We start from the raw sequence: 17,694 nt of genomic DNA, 5'->3' as shown, positions 1-17,694 counted from the left end.
AATGAAAAAAATTCTAATTGTAACCGCTCTCTTCTTTTTAACCAAGCTAACTTACGCTCAAGACCTGGTGAAAAAGATTCCAGCCAACGCTTTTACCGTGGCCACCATAAAGGGCGATAATGTTTTCAAACTCATGTTTGTAAAAGATTTTAACGAATCGTTCTTAGGAAAGAAATTACTGACGGAAACCTCAAAATCATTGGATAGAAACTTGACCAGCATTGAAGATTTCGGAATCAATCTGGAGAAAAACATGTACTATTTCAATCAACTGAGCGATAGTATCAGCTATAATTGCTTTCTTATTCCGCTAAAGGATGCCGCAAAATTCGAAAGCCTAATTACTGATCAGGATAAAAAAATTAAAAGAGCGGGTGATATTAGAACCTTAAACATGCCTGATAATGGCGGGCTCATCATCAAATGGAATAACGATATGATGTATTTCATCACCGGAAGCATCAAGGGTTCATTCTTTGCCGATTCAGCAAATTCTGCTCGCTACGGAATTAAGGAAATCAGGTATCAAGGTAATTATGATGATCAAATAGCCGACAGTACGGTTGTTGTAGTAGATTCTGCTTATGCCACCACAACAGAACCTATGGTTGCTGATGTAATTATTGCTCCACCACCACCAGTTTCATCGAAACCATACAATCAGCATAAAAAAGTAAATCAAAAAAAGGCAAGCAAAAAAGCATCCTCTACGAAACCAGGCAAAAAGAAACCAGCGAAGAAAAATCCTCCTGTTAAACAAATTGAAGAAATAAAAGAGGTTGAAATAACTGATGTTGCGACGTCGGGCGAATACCAGGAAGCTGAGGATGTTGTGATGCAAACAGAAACCGGAGCTGCTGATGATCGATATGATGAATATCAAAAAGAGAGAGCAAAGCAGGATAGCATGAAAAAAGAACTGGCAATGGTTTGGATGACTGCCGAAGCCAATAAAATTTTCACTACCAATTACGAATCCATCGAAAGCAATAAATCATACTCAGAAAGCTTGGACAACAAAGCAATTGCCGAAATTTGGGTTTCGAGCCTGCAAGACGCCTACAATTCAATTTCTCCAGAATTAGGAACCTATGGTAAAAATGGTTTGATGAAAGGTTACGGTAGTTTAGGTGCTAAACTTTTTATGGATGATAAAAGTTTTAGGATTTCAACAGGTTTAGAACTGGCTAAAGAGCAAGCCGATGCTTATAAAAAAATCATGAACCGGAAGTTGAATAAGAAGTTTCTAAAATATATCAACAGTGAGAAAGCAATTGGTTTTATGGGATATAGCATCGATACGAAAGCTTATTTAGAAGAATTCCCTAAGTTGATGAAACAAACTTATGGCTCGTTTCTGGGTAAGAATATGGAAGAAGAAATTGAGCTGGGCACCGATTTATTTTCGCTTTTACTGGATGAGGAAGCAGTGAGCCAGGTAATTAAAGGAGATGCCTTATTTGTAATTAACGGCTTAAATACAAGAGATGTTACTTACACCACTTACGATTATGATGATGATTACAACCGTAAAGAAGTAACGAAAACAAAAAAAGAAACCCTACCTGATTTCCTTTTCATGTTTTCATCAGAAGATAATCGTTTGATGAATAAGTTGATTAAATATGGCATGAACAAAAATTATGTTACGCTTAACAACAACATTTATAAAATCGAAGAGAAGAAAAGCCCGGTAGACATTTACTTTATGATCAAAGATGGTATTGTATTCTTTGGAAATTCGCTTACCGAAATGCAAGGTATCAGCAATAATAACTACGTTTCGAGCATAAGCAAAATGCACAAAAAGTTATTGGCTAAAAACAATTTCAGCTTCCTGTTCAACGCTAAAAATTTAGTCGGAAAAGTACCTGATTCGGAAATTGGCGGCGAAGAAACAGCGAAAAAATTTAATGAAACTTTGGGTAAAATGGGGAATGTGTACATGAAATCCAACCCGATTAAAGGAAATGTCGTTTCTGCAGATATTAGCGCCGAAATTCCTAACGGGCATGAAAATGCTTTGAAATATTTGTTTTCCCTAATCGAGAATGCAGCGAAATAATATTTATTAACCACAGATCAGAAGGATGAAGACAGATTTAAGCTGTCACCATTTGTTCATCTGTACAAATCTGTGGCAAAAATAAACCATGAAGAAATTTTTAAAGATAACGGCAGTGATTGTATTATCACTGCTTATTTTTTTTGTCGGCACCTTTAAATACAGGCAGTATAAGGCCAGTCAGATATTGATACCAAAGAACACTACGACATTAATTAAAATTAGTGTTGATGAGATGTATAAAAGTTTGGCCTTGAATATGATTACCCATCCGGGTTTTTATTTAAAATCAGATCTGAAGAAAAATAGCCTTTCAAAAACTAATAAATTTGATCACGGCCTAAAAATTCCATCAAGCATTTACCTATACACGATTCAAGACCAGCCCACAACAGCTTTGTTTTCCAGGTTAATCATCGATGATTTTAAGAAATTTGAACTTTTTATTAAAAACACGTTGAAGTTGCAGCTTTCCAAAAAAGATGGTCTAAATCATGGAAAATCCAAGCTAGGAAATTTAGAAGTGTTATATAATGCCGACAACGCAGCGATTGTTTTTTCAAATGAAGCAGGAAAGTATGTTGCTACGTTAACCGAAATATTAAACCAGAAAAATCAAATCCAGCTTGAAAAGAGTAAATTTAAATATATATCGCAATCAACAGACCATATTGCTTTCTACAATATTAAAAATAATGCGTCGATCAATTTCGAAAAGGGGTTACTGAAGTTCGAAAATGACTTTGTATCAGAAACAATTGTGCCACAAAAAAAAACAACACACCGAAAATTTGATAATCAAAGTGTAATGAATATGTGGTTCAATGCAGATTTCGTTAGTACTTCTAATAAAACTCATAGGCTTAAAAATATAAGTTTGGATAGCGATAGTTTAACAAAATACTATAATGGCTATATGGATTTTGAATGGACAGGAACAACACATCAGCTGGATTCAATTATCACTTACGAATACAATGATGATTTCGAAAAGGTTGAAAAAATAACAGTGCAAAAACGCGAAATACCAAATTTAGTGATGAGTATTGATGCTGTCGAGGGATTTAAAAATTATCTCAGCCGACAAAATGTGATGAATTTAGATAGCGGAACAATTAATAAATCTGTTTTCCCGCTCTATAAACTTTTTGTTAGTGAAGCCGATAAAAAATTAATTTTAAGCACTAAAAAGGCTGCTGATCTCAATTCAAACTTTATTTCTTCAAATATTTTTTTTGGATTGAACATCAATTTTAAGCCTTTAAATAAGCAAGCAAGCTTTCCATTCTTTAAACCTTACTTCAAAAGTTTTAAGCATTTAAATGTTGTAGGAAAAGCTACCAGTAATAATAAAATTCGAATAGAAGGAACGTTGACTTTCGTAAATGAAAACATCAATACGCTCTACCAAATCCTGAAGGTTATGTAGCTATCCTTTCAAATTCCAGATTTCTTAATAAATTTAGCGCATAAACCTACAAACAATATCTATTTCATGCTTCACGATAACCTTATTTTAATCCTCATATTGCTTCTTGGCGTAACCATTTTAGTGATGGTTGGCCAGAAACTAAAAATTTCTTATCCTATATTCCTTGTTTTAGCCGGCTTAATTATTGGTTTCATCCCTGGAATACCTCATCTTAAAATAGATCCTAATATTGTATTCTTACTATTTCTGCCTCCCCTACTTTACGAAGCGGCCTGGTTTACCTCATGGAAGGATTTTTGGGAATACAAGGGTGCTATTTTTTTAATGGCAGTAGGTTTAGTCATTATTACTTCAGTTGCCATAGCTTATGCATCCGTTGCTTTTATTCCGGGTTTTACGTTGGCGCTGGGTTTTTTACTGGGTGGAATTGTTTCTCCGCCAGATGCTGTAGCTGCCGCAGCTGTACTTAAGGGCTTGAAAATTCCAAAAATGGTTAGTTCGCTTTTGGAAGGCGAAAGCCTGGTAAATGATGCATCAAGTTTAATCGTATTTAAATTCGCTTTGGCCACTGTTGCAACCGGAACATTTGTACTTCATGATGCCGCTATCGATTTTGTTTCGGTAGCTGGTTGTGGTGTTTTAGTGGGTTTAGCGATAGGTGGAATATTTTATGCCATACACCGTTGGTTGCCTACCACAGAAAACATCGATACGGTACTTACCTTAATTACGCCATATTTTATGTATATCGTTGCTGAACATTTTCACGGTTCAGGAGTGATGGCTGTGGTTTCAGGTGGCCTGCTGCTTTCTAGCCAGCAACACGTTATCCTTACTTCCAGTTCAAGGATAAAAACTGTTTCTGTATGGTCTGCTCTGATATTTTTATTAAATGGTGTAGTGTTTATTTTAATTGGTTTAGCCTTGCCAGATATCGTGGCTGGATTAGGTCCCGATTATCCAATTGCGAAGGCGATTGGTTATGGTGTTGGCATCAGCATTCTGGCACTCATCGTCCGTTTTTTATGGATTTTTTCTACTTCACGAGTTACTGCACTCTTTAATAAAAAAACAAGGATACGTTATCAGGATATGACCTGGCATTCAACCCTGGTTATTGTATATGCAGGCATGCGGGGCGTGGTTTCGTTAGCGGCAGCACTTTCTATTCCGGTAATGATATCGGAGCAAATTCCTTTCCCATTAAGAAACCTGATCTTATTTATCACCTTTGTGGTGATTTTTGTTACGCTCGTGGTTCAGGGATTAACTTTACCCCTATTTATTAAATGGCTAAAAATACCTGAACCAAAACATAAACTTTCTGAACAGGAGCAAACCAGCCAGATTAAGCTTAAACTAATTGATCTTTCCCTGGATAAATTGAAGGCCGACTATCAGTATCAGTGTACACACAATGAATTGATGGTTAATTTAAAGGCTGAACTTCAACATTCATTAACGGAGAAAAAAGACACCTTAAAAGCTTTCAAAAATGGGGAAATCGATCAGGTAGACTTAAAAGCTTATCATGAAATTATGTTGGCATTGATCCAGGTTCAACGGGATGAATTGCACCTTTTGAAAAGCAACAAAAATTATGATGATGATATCATCAGGAAAGAAGAATGGCGACTGGATCTGGAGGAATTGAGTATTTCTTCTTCGGATTAAGGAGATTAGTTTGAATCAACTGCTGGCGCAATCGTTTCGCTTGTGTGTTATAATTTCACGATTGATATGTGGACTAGCATTTTTAGTCGGTCGTCATTGCGAGAAGGCTTTTTCGGCCGACGAAGCAATCTCATTCGAAACATTTTTTTGGCAAAAGAAATTGCTTTCACGAAATAGACGGGATAAGCGGTCCCTCACAATAACGAACATTCATGGTGAATTTGCTAAACTGACCGTTGATCTTAAACCCGATTGATGTGGAAATACTTTTTAAATTTTAGTGGCGCAAATATCATTGTCATGCTGAGGTACGAAGCATCTGCAACCGATGACACAGATTCTTCGTGCCTCAGAATGACAGAATTTGTTTTAAAAAGATTGGAACGAAAGCGGGACCAGCCCTACCCTACAAAACACGGAACCATCCATTTTCAAAATAAAAAAGCGTTGCAGATAATTCTACAACGCTTTCGAATGAGATTGCTACATCTCGAAGAAAAATCGAGATTCGCAATGAAGGCAATTAGGCTATGGCCAAACGCCTAAGTTCATATATGAAACTGCAATCTTATCAATTGAATTCACAAAAGCAGCTGTTCTTAATGTTTTCGTATCTGGCTTAACCATTCTGGTTTCACGAATTTCGTGATACGAATGAATCATGGTATCCTCTAAACCAGAGTTTACCAATTCAATTTCTGAAGCACCTTTAACAATCATTAAGCGGTGTTCAGGAAGGATGGTTTTACCCGTTAAATTTTCTAACGTTGCAATTAAGTTAGCGTTTGAATTTGCCGCATAACGGTTTTCCATACGACCGAACGCCACGTGTGAAAGGTTTTTTAACCACTCAAAATAAGATACTGTAACACCTCCGGCGTTGCAATACATATCTGGAATAATGATACCGCCCATTTCCGTAAAAATTGCTTCTGCTTCTGGCGTAGTTGGACCATTTGCTCCTTCAGCGATAATTTTAGCTTTAATGTTACGAATATTGTGTTCTGTGAACTGGTTTTCTAAAGCTGCAGGAACCAGGATATCGCAATCTTGCTCTAAACCTTCCATTGAATTTTTGAAATCAGTTGCACCAGGGAAACCTAAAATTGAACCGGTATTTTTGCGGTGCGCAAAAACCTCATCAACGTTTAAGCCATTTGGATTGTAAATTGCACCTTCGTACTCACATAAACCAACAATTGTTGCACCAAATTCAGCAAGGAATTTTGCAGAGTGATAACCAACGTTACCTAAACCCTGAACAATCACTCTTTTATCGCCCAAACCAGCCTTAAAACCGATTTTAGCCATATCTTCAGCAACATCTACACACTCACGAACGGCATAAGCCACACCACGACCGGTAGCTTCTTTACGTCCGCGGATACCATGTAATGCAATTGGTTTACCCGTTACACAGCCTAAAGCATCTAACTGACCTGGATTCATGGTCATATACGTATCTGCAATCCAGCTCATTTCGCGTTCGCCAGATCCATAATCAGGAGCAGGAACATCGATACCAGGGCCAATAAAATTTTTCTTAATTAATTCTGTAGTGTAACGACGGGTGATGGTTTCTAACTCAGCTACACTATATTGTTTAGTATTGATTTTAATACCGCCTTTTGCACCACCAAATGGAACGTTTACGATGGCACATTTATATGTCATTAAGGCTGCAAGCGCCATTACTTCATCTTCGTTAACCATTTCGCTATAGCGAATACCACCTTTGGTTGGGCTCATGTGATGCGAGTGCTCTACACGCCATGCATCAATTACTTCGAAACCATTTCCACGACGAATTGGGAACTGGAAACGATACACACTATTACACGCTTTAATCTGGTTCAATAAACCTTCAGGATGGTTGGTGAATTGAGCCGCACTGTCAAAGTTTTTGCATACATCTGCAAAAAACTTGTTCTCGTCTGCTAGATTAGCCATTTTTTATTTTTTATGAATTAAGTATGCCGCAAAATTGCCTAAAAAAACCGCATATATCCAAATGAAAAAACACTTAGTGTATAGCAAACACCAGTAAGTTTGTTAAAGAAAAACAGCTTTAAACAGTTTAAACTTAGTTTTTAGGTGAGTTTTCTTTTTCGATTTTTTTTAATCTTTTATCAATCGAGAATAGATAAGCCAATAAACCAACTAAAATTATAACGATACAGGCTACCACAACGTAAATTTTACCATTGCTACGCAGTGTATCGGCCATCTCTACGCCATTATCCTGAGCGAAAAGTTGGATGGTGGTTAACATTAATATTAGTGAGAATATTATCTTTTTCATGTTGATTTTGTGCTGAGTTGAAATGTTTAAATGTTGAAAGGTTATTGTGAAGGTTGTAATGTTGAAAAGTTAACGTATAATGATTGTAAGACTAATCTTTGATCTTTTGTCTTTTATCTTTGATCCTTGATCTTTTGTCCTTGCTCCTTAATCCTTCAATTGTGTTGTTGTTTGTTTTCTAAAGAACGTAATCTGAAACGAATGGTGTAAACCCAATAGCCAATTAATATCCAACCCAGGCAGGCCGGATAAAAAACCATGCGCATACGGCTATCTAAATCGTAACTATTAAAACCTGGATTTCCGCCGTTACCAGGGTGTAACGAATCTTTTAACCGTGGCAAAACGAACAATAAAACCACCATCATTGGGAAAGCAAAAATGTTATAGATCGCTGAAATTTTAGCTCTTTTTTGTTCCTCGTCTATCGCATTGCGAAGAATTAAGTAGGCAAAATACAGTAAAACGGAAATGGCGGCAAAGTTTTGTTTAGGATCGAAACTCCAGAATTGGCCCCAGGTGTATTTTGCCCAAATGGCTCCGGTTACTAAACCTAAAAGACCGAAAATGATACCTGCATTTACACTTTCAACTGCTTTTAAATCATCAATTTCACTTTTAGAACTTAACGACTTAATGCTGTAGAAAACAGAAATTGAGAACAATACAATCATTGCAAACCACATCGGTACGTGGAAATACAAATTGCGGATTGATTCATTTAAAATAGGCAAACGGGGCACGCCAAGTAACAAACCTGCAATTGCAGTATAAATTACCAGTACTGAACCTAAAATTTTCCACCAAGTTTTATTCATATGTATTTATTTTTGAATTAGTGAATGATTGAATTAATGAATGTTGTATTCCCATTCTCTCATTCAAAATTCACTCATTCTATCATTCTCTCATTTATATTCCCACTCTCTCATTCACTAATTCTCTCATTCACTAATTTTTTAGTCTCTCCAAAGGTAAGGAAATAGCAATAATGAAGTGGCAACTGTAAGCACATTCACAACGAGAAGCATCCCTATTTCATCATAGCTATTCTCCCATGGCAAGCCATCGACAGCATTTTTAGCTAATTTTATTAGAAGGATCAATACCGGAATAATAATAGGAAAACTTAAAATTGCCATCAGCATTCCCCCATTGCCAGCTTTACTTGCAATCGCCGACACCATGGTGAAAACCGTTGAAAAGCTGATGCTTCCCAGTACGACAGCAACATAGTAGAGCAATAAATCGGGAGGTGTAAATGAATCAAAAACCAGTGTATAAAAACCCAATGCAATGGTGGTTAATACCAGCATCAATATGATATTATAAACTGTTTTAGAAATTAATACCGCAGCTGGACTAGCCAGGATATAACTGTATAATTGTTGTCCTTTGGTTTCCTGGAGAAAACTTTTAGAAACGCCATTGATTGATGCAAAAAGTAGGATTATCCAAAAAAGAGCATTCCAGGCAAGTTTATCGCTTAAACTGACAAAAGATAAATAGCAGGTAAAAATAGTAGAAACCACATATAACAATACACCATTGATGGTATATTTGGAGCGCCACTCTAACAGTACTTCCTTGTGGATTAAATATTTAACCTCTTTGGCCAGTTGCATAACCGCAAAGATACTTTTATTGATAAATATTGCGAGGGTAATTTGTTGGATTGTTGTAATATTGTTTGGAATTTTGGCCTTTGTTATGGTTGCCACGGAAACAAAGAATACACTTAAAAATATTCTTTTAATTCCGTCAGCTCAGTGTTTTTCGTGGCAAAAAACTGTAACATTGTTTAAAAATTAGTCAAAAAAGATTAGCCACGGAAACACAGAATACACGGAAAATTAATTTATTTCATTCCGTGACCTCCGTGCTTCCGTGGCAAAAAATTATGAAATACGCATCGACTATTGAATCGCCAATTGGCAAGTTAACCATCTTAGCTGATGATGAGTTCGTATGCGCAATCACTTTTTCAGAAGAAAACATTGATGGATTAAGCGAAAATGAATTAACTAAAAACGCTGCACAGCAATTAGAGACTTATTTTCGTGGAGATCTAAAAGATTTCGATTTTCCCATTAATCAAAAAGGCACTGAATTTCAACAAGGCGTTTGGCAGAATTTATTGAGCATTCCTTTTGGCGAAACCATTTCATACGCGAAATTTTCGGCACATCACCCTTTGGCGATCAGAGCCATTGCCGCAGCCAATGGAAAAAACAACATAGCGATAGTGGTTCCTTGCCATAGAGTAATTGGCAGCAACGGAAAACTGGTAGGCTATGCTGGTGGTTTATGGAGAAAACAGTGGCTATTACAACACGAACGCGAGATTTCACAGCAAGGACAAACAGCATTAAAATTTTAACATGAATACATTAGATCAAGCCGATACCAAAAATTATTTAAAAGCAATTCGTTTAATCAATATCGAAGATGGCAAATGCAGTTTCGAGATTGGAAAAATACCTGTGCTGCAACACATCAATGCCAGCCATTTTTTCGCAAAAAATGATGTTGCGCTACAGCATAGCCCACATCCGGCACCTCGAAGACAGTATGTGATTACAATAAAGGGTAAACTTAAATTTTCAGTTACCAATGGAGAGAGTTTTATCATTGAGCCGGGAATAATTTTAATAGCCGCAGATACATTAGGCGATGGCCATAGCTGGGAAATTTTAGATGGTAATGAATGGGAACGGATTTACATTCCTTTGGCAGATGAAGCTGAAGATTATTTTACTGCCCATTAATTTACTTTTTGGCAACACCAATTACGATATAATGCCAGCTGCATGGTATAAATCTCTCAATAAATGAATCAATTTTTCCGAGGATATTTCGCTGTTTTTCAGTTCTTCCCAGGCAACCAAAAAAACCAACTGTGGTGTATTGAACCTGTTTAAAATCAGAAAACACAGTTTTTAATTCATCAAGGTGCAGGTAATTCCAGTTTTTGGTTCCAAAATGCTTTCTTAGAAATGCGTGGCACCTGGTTGCTTTTAAATTTTCAGCGAAAACCAGCGTTCCTCCAGGTTTTAATGTCCTATAAATTTGTTTAATGGTTTTGGCTTTATATGCATTGCTGCCATAAAACCCAGCTATTCCGCCAACAATTGATTTAAAAGCCACTACGTCGAAATAGTTTTCGTAAGGAATGTTTGTTGCGTCAACAGCTTCGTAGCGAATGCGGTCTTTACATTCATATTTCGAATGTATTTTCAAAGCAGCTGCTCCTGGCAATTTTAAATCAGAACATATTACGGTATTAAAATGTCTTGCCATCCAAAGCGACAAGCCGCCATTGCTGGCGCCAAGCTCCAAACATACCTTATCTCTCGTTTCAATCTTAATATGCCTCTCCCAATATGGAATAGCTTTAAACCAATTCGTAATGTCCCAGCCGATTAAATCTTTTTTTTCGTCAAAAGTCATGGGTAAATTTTGCTTACCCTAATTTAATCAGCTAGTCAACAATATCTTACCATAAAGTCAAAACTGTATCTCAATTGTGAAAAAAGCAGCATAAATTTTACACTGTTTAGAACCACAAATTGCAATAATGCGTAAGTAACATCAAAACCTACCGATGTTATGAAAACAATATGCTCAATATTTTTAATCTTGCTTACCTATTTACCAATAGAGAAAAATACTCCTGTAGCTAAACTCGACTTGAAAAAATACTCCGGCACCTGGTATTCACTATACTCCATTCCAACAATTTTCGATAAAGGAAGTAGAGAAACCACGACAAAATATACGCTGAATAAGGAAGGTTATTATAACGTATTAACTACCTATAAGAAACCTAACGATGAGAAGGTTTATTCAAGAAATTCAAAAATGTTTCCATCGGAAGAGGGAAATAATGGAGAGTTACAAGCTCAATTTGTATGGCCAATAAAGATAGATTATTGGATTATTGAACTGGCGGATGATTATTCTTATGTAGTTGTTGGCCATCCGGATCATAAGTTTTTGTTCATCATGAGCCGTAATCAAACCATGCCGAAAAAAACTCATGATGAAATTGTGGCCCGTTGTAAGGCCAAAGGTTATGAAGTGAATAAGCTTACTTCACAATTTAAAGACTAGTATTCTGGACTACGATTTTTTCGCCTCGTTTAGTGCTGAACAGCATAAAAATTACACCAACTAAGAGTACAATCCATCCCCATTGGAAATGAACAACTTTGCCTATTAGCTTATTCGCGAAGCCATATTTGGTATAATTATTTGCTGTAAAATAAACTGCCCCAACCGCTAAAACATACCAGATTGCCATTACAAAACTCATGAAACGAAATGCTCCGGCTTTTCTGATAAAAAGTATCAAAACAGAAAGTGCAAGAATCGCGTAAGTAATTATAAACAAACGAGCATCAGACTGATACAAGTTCCAGTTGCCTTTTATAGGCACTTTTAACATCGGGCAGAAACTTGCAATAACGCATAATAAAATGCCTAACCAAGCCCTGAATTTATTTAGTATTAACATTTTTGTTTTTGTTTTTTAGTTGGTTGATTAGTTGTTTAGTTGTTTAGTTGTTTAGTTGTTTAGTTGTTTAGTTGTTTAGTTGTTTAGTTGTTTAGTGTAAACAAAAATTGACTAACTTGTTTGGCTTATTTTTTCAACCTTCAACCTTCAACCTTCAACCTTCAACCTTCAACCTTCAACCTTCAACCTTCAACCTTCAACCTTCAACCTTCAACCTTCAACCTACTGTCCCTCAATAATCCCCATCTTCTCTGCAAAGTGTGCACAGTAATCGCGTAAATCTTCAACAATCAAAGTTTCATTTGTAGCCTTTAAAAAACTATCGCCCATGGTTTGCAAAGTTTCGTAGAAGAAACGTTTCATTTCATCAACAGGCATATCCTTTGTCCAAAGGTCTATTTTCAAAGTGTTTTTATAGTTATGATCCCAAACCGATAAAAACATGGCCTTTGCCGGCACTTTATCAGCGTTTCCTGAATCTGTACTTTCCCAAAGAATGTTATCGGGATTGTTGGCCTCATCTAATTCTACTGTTAGTTTTATTTCTGCTGTCTTCATTTTTTTTTAGAATTGATTACACCGATAAAAGGATTACACAGATTATCGGTTTATCTTTACGGGTGCAAAGATGATTAAATTTTAGCGATTCCGCAGATTGAATAGTCTGCAGCGTTTAATGATTACAAATATTTTACGTTAGTTTTTGAATGATTAAGATCAGTATTGCTGTAAATAGAATAAAAACAGATTCAACAATCCAGATCCTTTTCAAATCTTTTAGCGTAAAACGAAAAATCAAATCGGTAACAAAGGTGACCAGAATCAGGCAACCTAATATCAGCAGGTAAAAACCGCTCATATCTACCTGCCGTGGTGCTGTATCCTTTTCACTTAAAATATTAAATGCCGCTAAACCTAAACCTATAGCACCAATAATATTCAAAGGTGTAATCCTCAATTTCATTACTTTTTCTTATCGAAACGTTTACCTTTTTTAAAACTTTTGATTTCTTTTCCCGCTTTTGCCTTCGCTTTCTCTCTAGCCTTCTTATCAATCGCTGCAGCATGTTTTTTCTCGTGGAAAGCGCCTTTAAAATCAGGATCTTCCTTGCGTTTTTGCATATCAATTTCCCTTGCGATATGTTGGCGTTCCTCGTAAGGTGTTTCTTCAACATACACACCTTCAGGAATTTCAGCAACAGGAATATACTGGCGGATCAATTTTTCAATTTTGCGGATGTAATATTTCTCCGCATCGGTAGCAAAAGTAATCGCATCTCCTTTGGCAAAGGCTCTACCTGTACGTCCAATTCTGTGTACGTAATCTTCGATAATTATCGGCACATCAAAATTAATCACATGACTCACATCACTCACATCAATGCCCCTACTGGCCACATCCGTAGCTACCAAAACCCTAATATTGCCTTCTTTAAAACTATTAATCGAATTAATCCGGGTATTTTGCCCTTTGTTGGCATGTATTACGCGAACATTATCAGCACCATATCTTCGCTCAATAAAACTGAAAATATTATCAGCAACTGTTTTCGTTTTGCAAAAAATAATCAGACGGTTAAAAGTCTCATCATTTTTTAGCAAATGCTGCAATAAGTTAATTTTGGTTTTAAAATTCGGAACGTAATATAAAGTTTGCGTTACGTTTGCCGCTGGTGTAGCTTGTGCCGATGCCTCAATTACCAGTGGATTGTTCAGAAAATCTCCTGCAATTTTTTGAACTAAATCGCTCATGGTTGCAGAGAACAATAAGTTTTGACGCTTACGTGGAACGATTTCTAAGATCCGGTGAATGGAGCCAATAAAGCCCATATCCATCATCTTATCGGCCTCATCTAACACCAAAAATTTTAAACTTTGCGTATTGATATCTCCTGCCAAATATAAATCAAGGAATCTTCCCGGTGTGGCAATTAGAATATCTACGCCTTTGGCAATTTGTTCTTTCTGCGTTTTCGGACCAATTCCGCCGAAAATAACCAGCGAACGTAAATCTGTGTAAACGGAAAATAACTTCACCTGCTCGGCAATCTGCATCGCTAACTCTCGTGTAGGCGATAAAATCAAAGCCCTCGGATTTTCGCCCTGAGCGTATTTCAGTTGCATTAAAATTGGCAAAACAAAAGCGGCAGTTTTACCGGTTCCGGTTTCAGCTATACCAAAAATATCCTGTCCCGATAAAACCGGTGCAATTGCTTTTTCCTGTATAGGTGTGGCAACGGTATAACCTGCATCGGCAACTGCATTTAAAATTTGCCTGTTTAACTTAAATTCTTCGAACGATTTTGCCATAGCGCACAAAGATAGGTTTTTTAAGCCGAAAGGCTTAAATTAGTCTGAAGTTCGGAGTCTGAAGTCGCGAGTCTGAAATATAAAGACGAACACTTTAAAGTGTTTTAAGGGTAAAGCAATTCCAGTGATTCTTTGGCTTCGATAGTCCTGCTACCGTTCCAATCTTTTTGCGATTGTTTGTGCAAGCATCGTGAAGACCTGCCCCAAAAAGTATTTCCACTTTATCAGGTTTATTTAACTCAAAACAGCAACATCAAACCTAATCCGCACCTTTCATCCGCCCAATCTCGTTACTTTATACTTTCTACTTTTTACTTTCGCCTTTTTACTTTCCACTTTTTACTTTCCACTTTCTACTAAAACACTACCTTTGAAACCATGAATTCTTACCTGATAAAAGCCGCCACAATTGTAAACGAAGGACAAAAAATTGTGGCAGATGTATTAATTGAAGATGGATTTATTGCAAAAATCGGTCATAATCTTTCTGCTGCAGGTGCAACGGAAATTAATGCCGAGGGCCAATATCTTTTACCAGGAATGATTGATGACCAGGTTCATTTCCGTGAGCCGGGTTTAACACATAAGGCCGATATTTTCACCGAAAGCATGGCTGCAGTTGCGGGCGGAATAACATCTTTTATGGAAATGCCAAACACTGTTCCGAATACTTTAACGCAAGATTTACTGGCCGATAAATACGCCATTGCCGCAGAAACTTCGTTAGCCAACTATTCCTTTTACATGGGCGCCAGCAATGATAATATTGAAGAAGTTTTAAAAACGGACGCCAGAAATGTTTGCGGCATTAAGGTTTTCATGGGTTCATCAACCGGGAATATGCTGGTTGATAATGAAAAAACTTTAGAGAACATTTTCAGCAAGGCACCCATTTTGGTGGCTACACACTGTGAAGATGAGGCAACTATCCGTCATAACCTGGCAGAATTTAAAGCTAAATACGGCGATGATTTAACCATCGACATGCATCCGCTCATCCGCAGTGCTGAGGCTTGTTATAAATCTTCATCGCTAGCCGTTGAATTGGCAAAAACATACCAGACACGTTTACATATTTTACATATTTCCACGGCTAAAGAGATTGCTTTATTTGATAATACCATCGCATTAAAAGATAAAAAAATTACCGCCGAAGCCTGCGTTCATCACCTTTGGTTTAATGATCAAGATTATGCCACAAAGGGAAATTTTATAAAATGGAACCCTGCGGTTAAAACAGAGGCAGACCAAAATGGAGTATTAGCTGGTGTTTTGAGTGATCACATCGATGTTATTGCTACTGACCATGCACCACATACTTTAGAAGAAAAAAACCAACCTTATGCACAGGCTCCATCGGGTGGCCCGTTGGTTCAACATGCTTTGCCTGCTTTATTGGAAATGCATTTGCAAGGCAAAATTTCTTTAGAAAAAATTGTGGAAAAAACAGCCCATAATCTGGCCATTTGCTTTGATATCGAAAAACGTGGTTTCATCCGTGAAGGTTATTGGGCAGATTTGGTTTTGGTTGATTTGAAAGACTCGTGGAAAGTTACCAAGCTCAACAATTTTTACAAATGTGGCTGGAGTCCTTTTGATGGTGATACTTTTCAAGCCAGCATTACACACACTTTCGTATCAGGAAATTTAGCCTATCAAAAAGGCAAATTCACTACCGACCAGATTGGTAAGCGCCTAACTTTTGCCAGATAGATTTGTTATATTTGTTTATTAAGCAATATCAAAATGGAAACTTTAATCGCACATCCTAAAAACGAAGAACAAGCTACTGCTCTGAAAGCAGTGATGAAAGTTTTAAAAATTGATTTTGAAACTGAAGAAAGCCCTTATAATCCCGAGTTTGTAAATAAAGTTTTACAAGGAGTAAATGCCAGAAAATCTGGCAAGTCGGGAAAAATTATCGATACTAAAACTATGTGGAAATAATCTTCTAGTCTTACCCTATTTTATTGCATCCCAATTAATCTAGCTATTGGTATGCAAATAGAATTACATGAACAGGCAATTGTTGACTTTGAATTCTGGAAGAAATCAGGCAATTCAAAAAAAGATTGAACAATTAATCCTAGCCATTCAAGAAAATCCTTACACGGGCATTGGTAAACCAGAACAATTGAGATATAACCTGTCAGGTCAATGGTCAAGAAGAATAAATGAAGAACATAGAATTATATACGATGTAATAAACAATGTTTTAAATATTTATTCTTTAAGAGGTCATTACAAATAGTAAATGATAAACCATTCAATATTAAAAAAAACAATCATTGTAGTCAGTACATCCATTCTGATTTTCATTTTCGGGCTCTTCCCTGCATACGTCCAGAAATATTATTCAACAGGCATCTATCCATACATATCTTCTTCATTGAGGTTTATCTCAACAATTTTTCCTTTTGCTATCGGCGATATCGTTTACGCTTTGATAATCGGGTTTATCCTTTACAAGATCATCAAGTTTGTTAAAAGGAGAAAAGACTTAGTTAGAGCGCACAGAGTTATCGTTCCGCTTCAAATTTTAAACTTTTGTTTAATTCTTTACATCATCTTCAAATTGGTTTGGGGTTTAAATTACAGCAGACCAAGTATAAGTGATGAATTAGGAATCGGAAACGAAAAATATAGCGTAAAAGAATTGGTTTTATTAGGTGATTATTTTGTCAATAAAACGAATAACTTAAAACTGAAACAAACTAAAGTCCCAACATATTCCATTAGTGATCTAGAGACGAATTCAGCAAAGGCTTACAATTTGATGGAGAAACAAAATTCATTATTTCGTTATCAAAACCTATGTTTAAAATCAGTTTTAAACTCCTGGATAATAAGCAAAATTGGAATTGAGGGCTATTATGCGCCATTAACAGGCGAGGCAAATATGAATATGAATCTTCCTGATTTTGTAAAACCTTACGTTTCCTGCCATGAAATTGCGCACCAATTGGGTATTGCCTACGAAGACGAAGCTAACCTTTTGGGTTATTTAACGGCAAGCAATAGCCCTGATATAAATTATCAATATTCTGCCAATTACGAGATGTTGAGGTATATTCTGTTCGAAATCAGGATGAAATCTCCCGATGACTACAAGCTTCTTCATGATAAATTATCCGCTGGTGTGTTAGCTGATTTTAAAGCCGAAAAAGAGTTCTGGAGAAAATATAACGGCGACATGTTCGGCTATATGGATGCCGCTTTTGACAGTTTTTTAAAACTCAATAACCAGAAAAAAGGAATCAACAGCTATCAAGATATTGTAATTTGGCTGTGGAATATACATAGGAATGAGTTGAAAGTTGAAGGTTGAAAGTTAAAGGTTGAAAGTTGAAAGTTTAAGGTTAAAGTTTGGGTCTCCAAACCTGTAACCTGTAACC

19 protein-coding genes are annotated in these 17,694 nt (G+C 36.6%); 10 read left to right on the top strand and 9 right to left on the bottom strand.

Going from position 1 to position 17,694, the window contains the following annotated elements:
- Window position 1 precedes the first annotated feature (1 nt).
- The 3 genes from R2Q70_RS04085 (at window position 2) to R2Q70_RS04075 (ending at window position 5,171) form a co-directional block, all read left to right on the top strand.
- Window positions 2–2,065 carry a hypothetical protein gene (locus R2Q70_RS04085; RefSeq protein ID WP_316806381.1) on the top strand — a complete coding sequence of 688 codons (2,064 nt, stop codon included), beginning with the start codon at window positions 2–4 and terminating at the stop codon, window positions 2,063–2,065.
- An 88-nt stretch (window positions 2,066–2,153) separates the two neighbouring features.
- Window positions 2,154–3,494, top strand: a complete 1,341-nt coding sequence (locus R2Q70_RS04080; RefSeq protein ID WP_316806380.1) for a hypothetical protein — start codon at window positions 2,154–2,156, stop codon at window positions 3,492–3,494.
- A 66-nt stretch (window positions 3,495–3,560) separates the two neighbouring features.
- Complete coding sequence (locus tag R2Q70_RS04075) at window positions 3,561–5,171, top strand: Na+/H+ antiporter (protein WP_316806379.1); 1,611 nt, start codon at window positions 3,561–3,563, stop codon at window positions 5,169–5,171.
- A 528-nt stretch (window positions 5,172–5,699) separates the two neighbouring features.
- Here the strand turns inward: R2Q70_RS04075 and R2Q70_RS04070 are convergent.
- From R2Q70_RS04070 to R2Q70_RS04055, 4 genes are all read right to left on the bottom strand, one after another.
- A complete protein-coding gene (locus tag R2Q70_RS04070; protein ID WP_316806378.1) occupies window positions 5,700–7,121 on the bottom strand; it encodes a Glu/Leu/Phe/Val family dehydrogenase in 1,422 nt (473 codons plus the stop codon).
- Window positions 7,122–7,254: 133 nt separating this feature from the next.
- On the bottom strand, window positions 7,255–7,473 hold the full coding sequence (locus R2Q70_RS04065; protein ID WP_316806377.1) for a CcmD family protein: 219 nt from the start codon (window positions 7,471–7,473) through the stop codon (window positions 7,255–7,257).
- 155 nt (window positions 7,474–7,628) lie between these two features.
- A complete protein-coding gene (ccsA, locus tag R2Q70_RS04060) occupies window positions 7,629–8,291 on the bottom strand; it encodes a cytochrome c biogenesis protein CcsA (RefSeq protein WP_316806376.1) in 663 nt (220 codons plus the stop codon).
- Window positions 8,292–8,432: 141 nt separating this feature from the next.
- Window positions 8,433–9,098 (bottom strand): heme exporter protein CcmB, encoded by a 666-nt coding sequence (locus tag R2Q70_RS04055; RefSeq protein WP_316806811.1) that lies wholly within the window; start codon window positions 9,096–9,098, stop codon window positions 8,433–8,435.
- A gap of 275 nt (window positions 9,099–9,373) precedes the next feature.
- On the opposite strand from R2Q70_RS04055, the gene R2Q70_RS04050 reads away from it, so the two are divergent.
- Together R2Q70_RS04050 and R2Q70_RS04045 are read left to right on the top strand one after the other, a co-directional pair.
- Window positions 9,374–9,853 (top strand): methylated-DNA--[protein]-cysteine S-methyltransferase, encoded by a 480-nt coding sequence (locus tag R2Q70_RS04050; RefSeq protein WP_316806375.1) that lies wholly within the window; start codon window positions 9,374–9,376, stop codon window positions 9,851–9,853.
- Between the two features lies 1 nt (window position 9,854).
- On the top strand, window positions 9,855–10,241 hold the full coding sequence (locus R2Q70_RS04045; protein WP_316806374.1) for a hypothetical protein: 387 nt from the start codon (window positions 9,855–9,857) through the stop codon (window positions 10,239–10,241).
- A 1-nt stretch (window position 10,242) separates the two neighbouring features.
- On the opposite strand, the gene R2Q70_RS04040 is transcribed toward R2Q70_RS04045, so the two are convergent.
- Window positions 10,243–10,923, bottom strand: a complete 681-nt coding sequence (locus R2Q70_RS04040; RefSeq protein ID WP_316806373.1) for a class I SAM-dependent methyltransferase — start codon at window positions 10,921–10,923, stop codon at window positions 10,243–10,245.
- A 159-nt stretch (window positions 10,924–11,082) separates the two neighbouring features.
- On the opposite strand from R2Q70_RS04040, the gene R2Q70_RS04035 reads away from it, so the two are divergent.
- Window positions 11,083–11,586 (top strand): lipocalin family protein, encoded by a 504-nt coding sequence (locus tag R2Q70_RS04035; protein ID WP_316806372.1) that lies wholly within the window; start codon window positions 11,083–11,085, stop codon window positions 11,584–11,586.
- Here the strand turns inward: R2Q70_RS04035 and R2Q70_RS04030 are convergent.
- The 4 genes from R2Q70_RS04030 to R2Q70_RS04015 form a co-directional block, all read right to left on the bottom strand.
- The gene (locus R2Q70_RS04030) at window positions 11,576–11,989 is read right to left on the bottom strand and encodes a hypothetical protein (protein ID WP_124914864.1); all 414 of its coding nucleotides are present in this window, start codon (window positions 11,987–11,989) and stop codon (window positions 11,576–11,578) included. The genes R2Q70_RS04035 and R2Q70_RS04030 overlap by 11 nt on opposite strands.
- A 222-nt stretch (window positions 11,990–12,211) precedes the next feature.
- Window positions 12,212–12,547, bottom strand: coding sequence for a gliding motility protein GldC (gene gldC / locus R2Q70_RS04025; protein ID WP_010602534.1), 336 nt, complete (start codon window positions 12,545–12,547; stop codon window positions 12,212–12,214).
- A 133-nt stretch (window positions 12,548–12,680) separates the two neighbouring features.
- Complete coding sequence (locus R2Q70_RS04020; protein WP_316806371.1) at window positions 12,681–12,953, bottom strand: hypothetical protein; 273 nt, start codon at window positions 12,951–12,953, stop codon at window positions 12,681–12,683.
- Window positions 12,953–14,299 (bottom strand): DEAD/DEAH box helicase, encoded by a 1,347-nt coding sequence (locus R2Q70_RS04015; protein ID WP_316806370.1) that lies wholly within the window; start codon window positions 14,297–14,299, stop codon window positions 12,953–12,955. The genes R2Q70_RS04020 and R2Q70_RS04015 overlap by 1 nt, the downstream gene beginning before the upstream one ends.
- 378 nt (window positions 14,300–14,677) lie before the next feature.
- Between R2Q70_RS04015 and R2Q70_RS04010 the strand changes: the two genes are divergently transcribed.
- From R2Q70_RS04010 to R2Q70_RS03995, 4 genes are all read left to right on the top strand, one after another.
- On the top strand, window positions 14,678–16,012 hold the full coding sequence (locus R2Q70_RS04010; protein WP_316806369.1) for a dihydroorotase: 1,335 nt from the start codon (window positions 14,678–14,680) through the stop codon (window positions 16,010–16,012).
- 33 nt (window positions 16,013–16,045) lie between these two features.
- Window positions 16,046–16,246, top strand: coding sequence for a DUF2683 family protein (locus tag R2Q70_RS04005; RefSeq protein ID WP_316806368.1), 201 nt, complete (start codon window positions 16,046–16,048; stop codon window positions 16,244–16,246).
- Between the two features lie 67 nt (window positions 16,247–16,313).
- Window positions 16,314–16,550, top strand: coding sequence for a Txe/YoeB family addiction module toxin (locus R2Q70_RS04000; protein ID WP_316806367.1), 237 nt, complete (start codon window positions 16,314–16,316; stop codon window positions 16,548–16,550).
- A 3-nt stretch (window positions 16,551–16,553) separates the two neighbouring features.
- Window positions 16,554–17,627 carry a DUF3810 domain-containing protein gene (locus R2Q70_RS03995; RefSeq protein ID WP_316806366.1) on the top strand — a complete coding sequence of 358 codons (1,074 nt, stop codon included), beginning with the start codon at window positions 16,554–16,556 and terminating at the stop codon, window positions 17,625–17,627.
- Window positions 17,628–17,694: the final 67 nt, after the last annotated feature.

This window comes from Pedobacter agri (assembly GCF_032678665.1).
GTDB lineage: Bacteria > Bacteroidota > Bacteroidia > Sphingobacteriales > Sphingobacteriaceae > Pedobacter > Pedobacter agri_A.
The sequence above is the reverse complement of the archived record's forward strand: the minus strand, read 5'-3'. Positions and strand labels throughout refer to the sequence as shown.

Coding starts and splice junctions, on each gene's coding strand:
- R2Q70_RS04085 (WP_316806381.1), top strand. CDS start 2: ATGAAAAAAATTCTAATTGTAACCGCTCTCTTCTTTTTAACCAAGCTA.
- R2Q70_RS04065 (WP_316806377.1), bottom strand. CDS start 7,473: ATGAAAAAGATAATATTCTCACTAATATTAATGTTAACCACCATCCAA.
- R2Q70_RS04070 (WP_316806378.1), bottom strand. CDS start 7,121: ATGGCTAATCTAGCAGACGAGAACAAGTTTTTTGCAGATGTATGCAAA.
- R2Q70_RS04010 (WP_316806369.1), top strand. CDS start 14,678: ATGAATTCTTACCTGATAAAAGCCGCCACAATTGTAAACGAAGGACAA.
- R2Q70_RS04050 (WP_316806375.1), top strand. CDS start 9,374: ATGAAATACGCATCGACTATTGAATCGCCAATTGGCAAGTTAACCATC.
- R2Q70_RS04040 (WP_316806373.1), bottom strand. CDS start 10,923: ATGACTTTTGACGAAAAAAAAGATTTAATCGGCTGGGACATTACGAAT.
- R2Q70_RS04075 (WP_316806379.1), top strand. CDS start 3,561: ATGCTTCACGATAACCTTATTTTAATCCTCATATTGCTTCTTGGCGTA.
- R2Q70_RS04080 (WP_316806380.1), top strand. CDS start 2,154: ATGAAGAAATTTTTAAAGATAACGGCAGTGATTGTATTATCACTGCTT.
- R2Q70_RS04000 (WP_316806367.1), top strand. CDS start 16,314: ATGAACAGGCAATTGTTGACTTTGAATTCTGGAAGAAATCAGGCAATT.
- R2Q70_RS04020 (WP_316806371.1), bottom strand. CDS start 12,953: ATGAAATTGAGGATTACACCTTTGAATATTATTGGTGCTATAGGTTTA.
- R2Q70_RS04055 (WP_316806811.1), bottom strand. CDS start 9,098: ATGCAACTGGCCAAAGAGGTTAAATATTTAATCCACAAGGAAGTACTG.
- gldC (WP_010602534.1), bottom strand. CDS start 12,547: ATGAAGACAGCAGAAATAAAACTAACAGTAGAATTAGATGAGGCCAAC.
- R2Q70_RS04045 (WP_316806374.1), top strand. CDS start 9,855: ATGAATACATTAGATCAAGCCGATACCAAAAATTATTTAAAAGCAATT.
- R2Q70_RS04005 (WP_316806368.1), top strand. CDS start 16,046: ATGGAAACTTTAATCGCACATCCTAAAAACGAAGAACAAGCTACTGCT.
- R2Q70_RS04035 (WP_316806372.1), top strand. CDS start 11,083: ATGAAAACAATATGCTCAATATTTTTAATCTTGCTTACCTATTTACCA.
- R2Q70_RS04015 (WP_316806370.1), bottom strand. CDS start 14,299: ATGGCAAAATCGTTCGAAGAATTTAAGTTAAACAGGCAAATTTTAAAT.
- R2Q70_RS04030 (WP_124914864.1), bottom strand. CDS start 11,989: ATGTTAATACTAAATAAATTCAGGGCTTGGTTAGGCATTTTATTATGC.
- R2Q70_RS03995 (WP_316806366.1), top strand. CDS start 16,554: ATGATAAACCATTCAATATTAAAAAAAACAATCATTGTAGTCAGTACA.
- ccsA (WP_316806376.1), bottom strand. CDS start 8,291: ATGAATAAAACTTGGTGGAAAATTTTAGGTTCAGTACTGGTAATTTAT.